The sequence below is a fragment of the Brevibacillus jepli genome (assembly GCF_047229145.1).
In the GTDB taxonomy this organism is placed as follows: domain Bacteria; phylum Bacillota; class Bacilli; order Brevibacillales; family Brevibacillaceae; genus Brevibacillus.
Window position 1 is genome coordinate 1 of record NZ_JBFEFW010000091.1, and the last position, 985, is coordinate 985.

Sequence of the window (985 nt, forward strand, 5' to 3'; positions counted from 1 at the left end):
GAACTGACTTGTCATGAAGCTCGTCCTTCTCTCGGGAGGAACAGGAACAAGACTTTGGCCGTTGTCTCATCCGTCTTATCCCAAGCAATATATCCAGTTGTTTCAAGATGATCACGGCAATCCCGAATCGATCTTGCAACGCAATATTCGTCTGTTGCGATCCCTGGAGATGTCGGAACATACGTGGATTTCCTCGGTCTCTTCCCAGCAAGAGCTGTTACGAGAACAGCTCCCTGATGAGATCCCGATTGTTTTGGAGCCGGAAGGGAGGGACACTATTCCTGCGATCGCCTTGGTGTGCTCTTATTTATATACGGTACGGAACAACGTCTGCCACAGGATGAGACTGTCGTTTTTTGTCCAGCGGATCTTTATGTCGATGAAACATTATTTAAAGAGATACAGGATTTGCAGTCTGTTTGTTTTAGCTACCACATAATGTCCAAAAGTTGATGAGGTTGGATGACCAGAAACTGATTGCTAAAGTGACCAGAGCGGTGAACCAGTCAAGGCCGCGAAGCGTTTATATAGCCTTGACTGGTGTCCCCTTTTTCCCGACGCTATTACACCGCCCAGCAATCCCTTGCTGGGCCTGCTCACGCGGCAAGCGATGGGGTGCAGGGGACGAGTTCCCTGCTTTTCCCCCTCATGGGGGACGGAAGGGGGAGATTGCTGTGACTGTAAAAATTTCCCTCGGCAAGTCGGTCATCAATGTCCAGATCACTATGCCATTTGGCCGATATATCTCATCAACGCTATTTTGCGGTAAAAAACGTGAAGAATTGGACAATTCAGCTCATCAAATTTTTCATCTTTATTGGCTTAATCACAGCATTTGGACGTGTTCACCGTCTAAATGAGGACATCTTGTACCATCAACCTTTGGACTGGATAGATTAGCATTAACACTGTTGTAGACTGATCACACTCTCCTGTTGTATTAGTAGTGGTTGAACCTGAAGCACCTTTAGAGAAGTATGGGTAT

1 protein-coding gene is annotated in these 985 nt (G+C 46.7%); it reads left to right on the top strand.

Features of this window, described 5'->3' with window-relative positions; genetic code table 11:
• Window positions 1–13 precede the first annotated feature (13 nt).
• Window positions 14–439 (top strand): sugar phosphate nucleotidyltransferase, encoded by a 426-nt coding sequence (locus tag AB1L17_RS31400; RefSeq protein ID WP_412848830.1) that lies wholly within the window; start codon window positions 14–16, stop codon window positions 437–439.
• The last annotated feature ends 546 nt before the right edge of the window (window positions 440–985 follow it).

Bases quoted from the DNA above. Each gene is read 5' to 3' on its own strand.
- AB1L17_RS31400 (WP_412848830.1), top strand. From the start codon at position 14: ATGAAGCTCGTCCTTCTCTCGGGAGGAACAGGAACAAGACTTTGGCCG.